This is a genomic window from Streptomyces zinciresistens K42, from assembly GCF_000225525.1.
Classification (GTDB): domain Bacteria; phylum Actinomycetota; class Actinomycetes; order Streptomycetales; family Streptomycetaceae; genus Streptomyces; species Streptomyces zinciresistens.
The window spans coordinates 1-3,590 of the sequence record NZ_AGBF01000359.1 but is presented as its reverse complement, the minus strand read 5'-3'; the positions used below and the strand labels follow the sequence as shown (position 1 = coordinate 3,590).

General features: G+C 74.5%; 4 protein-coding genes. 2 read left to right on the top strand and 2 right to left on the bottom strand.

Going from position 1 to position 3,590, the window contains the following annotated elements:
• The coding region (locus tag SZN_RS36240) for a DUF6214 family protein (RefSeq protein WP_007505485.1) at positions 1–281 on the bottom strand (281 nt) is incomplete at its 3' end.
• 199 nt (positions 282–480) lie between these two features.
• On the opposite strand from SZN_RS36240, the gene SZN_RS36235 reads away from it, so the two are divergent.
• Positions 481–1,824, top strand: coding sequence for an FAD-dependent oxidoreductase (locus tag SZN_RS36235; protein ID WP_007505482.1), 1,344 nt, complete (start codon positions 481–483; stop codon positions 1,822–1,824).
• Between the two features lie 81 nt (positions 1,825–1,905).
• On the opposite strand, the gene SZN_RS36230 is transcribed toward SZN_RS36235, so the two are convergent.
• Positions 1,906–2,259: an ArsR/SmtB family transcription factor gene (locus tag SZN_RS36230; protein WP_007505474.1), complete on the bottom strand. Its 354-nt coding sequence runs from the start codon at positions 2,257–2,259 to the stop codon at positions 1,906–1,908.
• A 174-nt stretch (positions 2,260–2,433) separates the two neighbouring features.
• On the opposite strand from SZN_RS36230, the gene SZN_RS36225 reads away from it, so the two are divergent.
• Positions 2,434–3,513 (top strand): NADH:flavin oxidoreductase/NADH oxidase, encoded by a 1,080-nt coding sequence (locus tag SZN_RS36225; RefSeq protein ID WP_043735091.1) that lies wholly within the window; start codon positions 2,434–2,436, stop codon positions 3,511–3,513.
• The last annotated feature ends 77 nt before the right edge of the window (positions 3,514–3,590 follow it).

Sequence of the window (3,590 nt, the reverse complement as noted above, 5' to 3'; positions counted from 1 at the left end):
GGCCAGGCGGGCCGGGCCCGGCTCGCGGCGGCGCCCCCGGCGTCCGCGCGGGCGGGGATCCCGCACGCCCGGCACAGCGGGTCCTCGATCCAGTCGGCGAGCGCGGCCAGATCGTCCAGCGAGAGCGCGGGGACGGCCTTCACGTCCTCGATGAAGACGCCGCCCTCCCCCACCACGGCGAGCGCCTCGACCCGGGCGCCGTCGCCGAACTCCAGCCGGACACCGAGCCACGAGGTGGCTCCGGCACCGTCCCGCACTTCCCACGCGGGCCACACGGACACGGTGCCGTCCGTCGAAGGGCGATCGGAAAGATTCAGAAAGGATGCTTCCAGCACACACGCAACGTAACCTCATGATCACATTCCATAACGAACGAACACGCTTCCCGCACCCGGCACAGCACCCTGTCAGCGGAGCGGCCGCGGTGCGATGCTGGACGTGAGAGCGACTCCCGAAGACTTCCGGACGAGGAGTTGTGCCGTGCTGCGTGTCGCCGTCGTCGGCTCCGGACCGAGCGGGTGCTACACCGCCCAGAGCCTCGTACAGCAGGAACCGGACGCGGCCGTCGACGTCCTGGACCGACTGCCGTGCCCCTACGGCCTGGTGCGCTACGGCGTGGCGCCGGACCACGAGCGGATCAAGTCCCTCCAGGGCACCCTGCGGACGGTCCTGGAGCACGAGCGGGTGCGCTTCCTCGGCGGTGTGCGCGTCGGCGCCGACGGGGTGCCCGCCGCCGCGCTGCGCCGGGTCTACCACGCCGTCGTGTACTGCGTGGGGGCCGCGGGCGACCGGCGTCTCGGGGTTCCCGGCGAGGATCTGCCGGGCAGTTGGCCGGCCACCGAGTTCGTCTCCTGGTACAGCGCCCATCCGGACTGCGCGGCGCGGGACTTCGTGCGCGGGGCCCGCGCCGCGGTGGTCGTCGGCGTCGGCAACGTCGCGGTGGACGTCGCCCGGATGCTGGCCCGCGGCCCGGCCGAACTGGGCCCCACGGACATGCCCCAGGGCGCGTTCACCGCGCTCGCCGCCAGCCGGGTCGGCGAGATCAGCGTGGTGGGGCGGCGCGGCCCCTCGCAGGCCCGCTTCACCACCAAGGAGCTGCGCGAGCTGGGCGGACTGCCGGACACCGAGGTGCGGTGCGACGCCGGGGAGCTGGCGCTGGACCCGGCGTACCTCGATCCCTCGGAGCTGCCGGCGGCCCGGCGGCGCAACGTGGAGGTGCTGCGCGGCTGGACCGGCGCCGCGGAGCGCTCCGCCGGCCGCCGGATCCGGCTGCGCTTCTTCCTGCGCCCCGTCGAACTGCTCGCCGAGGCGGGCCGGGTGGGTGCGGTGCGCTTCGAGCGGACGGCGCCCGACGGCCGGGGCGGGGTGACGGGCACGGGGGTGTTCGAGGAGATCGAGGCGCAGTTGGTACTGCGGTCGGTGGGGTATCGCGGGGTGCCGCTGGACGGCGTGCCGTTCGACCCGGCGACCGGCACGGTGCCGCATCTCGCGGGACGCGTACTGCGCGGGGGCGGCGCCGCGCCGGGAGAGTACGTGGCCGGCTGGATCAAGCGCGGGCCCACCGGTGTCATCGGCACGAACCGCCCGTGCGCGAAGGAGACGGTGGCGGCCCTGCTGGCGGATGCCGCCGTGCTGCGGGCCCGGCGACTGCCGGAGGATCCGCTGACCGCGCTGCGCGCCGCGGGTGCCGAGCCGGTCCCGTGGGCGGGCTGGCGCGCGATCGAGCGGGCCGAGGCCGCGCTCGGCGCCTCCCTGGGACGGAGCGTGGTCAAACTGCCCGACTGGCCCTCGCTACTGAACGCGGCGCGGGGCGGGGCTTCTTGACGAGTGCCGGACGCGACCGCAGCATCCGGGGTCCCGTCACCAACACGGGGTCCCGTCACCAACCTTGCGGAGAAGGGGAGTTCAGGCTCCGCCGAGGCGGTCGGCCTCGCGGGCGGCGGCGCCCAGCAGGGCGTCGAGGAGCCCCGGGAAGAGGCCGTCCAGATCGTCCTTGCGCAGACCGTTCAGCTTGGCCGTGCCCCGGTAGTTCTGCTGGATCACGCCGCTCTCGCGCAGCACCCGGAAGTGGTGCGTGGTGGTGGACTTGGTGACCGGCAGGTCGAAGTGCGAGCAGGACAGCTCGTCGCCGACGGCGGCGAGCTCGCGCACGATCCGCAGCCGCAGCGGGTCGGACAGCGCGTGCAGCACACCCTCCAGGCGGATCTCCGCGCGGGCCGGATGCGGGAGGTCCCTGCTGTTCACGGCGGCGCTGGTCACGGTGGCTCCACTTCGTCGGGCGGCCTCACCCGGACTCCCCCGCCGGGTCCCGTCCATCGTACGAGACCTCTCGTAGTTTGACATTCACCGTACTACGACGACTATCGTACGAAGCGGCGGCGGGTCCCGGCCCGGCCGCCTCCCGTGACGGTCCCGCGACGAATGGAGTCCGCCGTGAGTGCGCTCTTCGAGCCCTGCACCCTGCGCGATGTGACGATCCCCAACCGGGTGTGGATGCCCCCGATGTGCCAGTACTCGGCCGCTCCCGAGGGTCCCGCGACGGGCGCGCCGGGCGACTGGCACTTCGCGCACTACGCCGCCCGCGCGGCCGGCGGCACGGGCCTGATCGTCGTCGAGGCCACCGCGGTCGGCCCCGAGGGCCGTATCTCCCCCTACGACCTCGGCATCTGGAACGACACCCAGGTCGAGGCGTTCCGCCGGATCACCCGCTTCCTGGTCGCGCAGGGCACCGTGCCGGCGATCCAGCTCGCCCACGCGGGCCGCAAGGCGTCCACCGAACGGCCCTGGAAGGGCGGTGCGCCCGTGGGGGCGGAGGCAGGCGGATGGCAGCCGGTCGCGCCCAGCCCGATCCCGTTCGCCGAGGGCCACCCCGTGCCGCGCGAGCTGACCGCCGACGGGATCCAGGACGTCGTGGGGCAGTTCGCGGACGCCGCCCGCCGGGCGCTCGCCGCCGGTTTCGAGGTCGCCGAGATCCACGGCGCCCACGGCTATCTGATCAACGAGTTCCTCTCCCCGCACTCCAACCACCGCACCGACGCGTACGGCGGCTCGTACGAGAACCGCACCCGCTTCGCGCTCCAGGTCGTGGACGCCGTGCGCGCGGTGTGGCCCGAGGGCAAGCCGCTGTTCTTCCGCGTCTCGGCGACCGACTGGCTGGAGGAGGGCGGCTGGACCGCCGACGACACGGTCCGCTTCGCCGCCGACCTGCACGCGCACGGCGTCGACCTCCTCGACGTCTCCACCGGGGGCAACGCGGCCGGTGTCCGCATCCCCGTCGGCCCCGGCTACCAGGTGCCCTTCGCGGCGCGGGTCAGGGCCGAGACGTCGCTGCCGGTCGCCGCCGTGGGTCTGATCACCGACCCCGGACAGGCCGAGAAGATCGTCGCCAACGGGGAGGCGGACGCCGTCCTGCTCGGCCGTGAACTGCTGCGCAGCCCGTCGTGGGCACGGACCGCGGCCCGCGAGCTGGGGGCCGGCGTGCGGGTTCCCGAGCAGTACCACCGGTCGGTCTGAGCCGGGCGCGGCGCGCGCCCCCGGCGGACTCGTCCCGTGCGTGAGGTGCGGGTGCGCCGGGCGCCCGGCCCGTACGG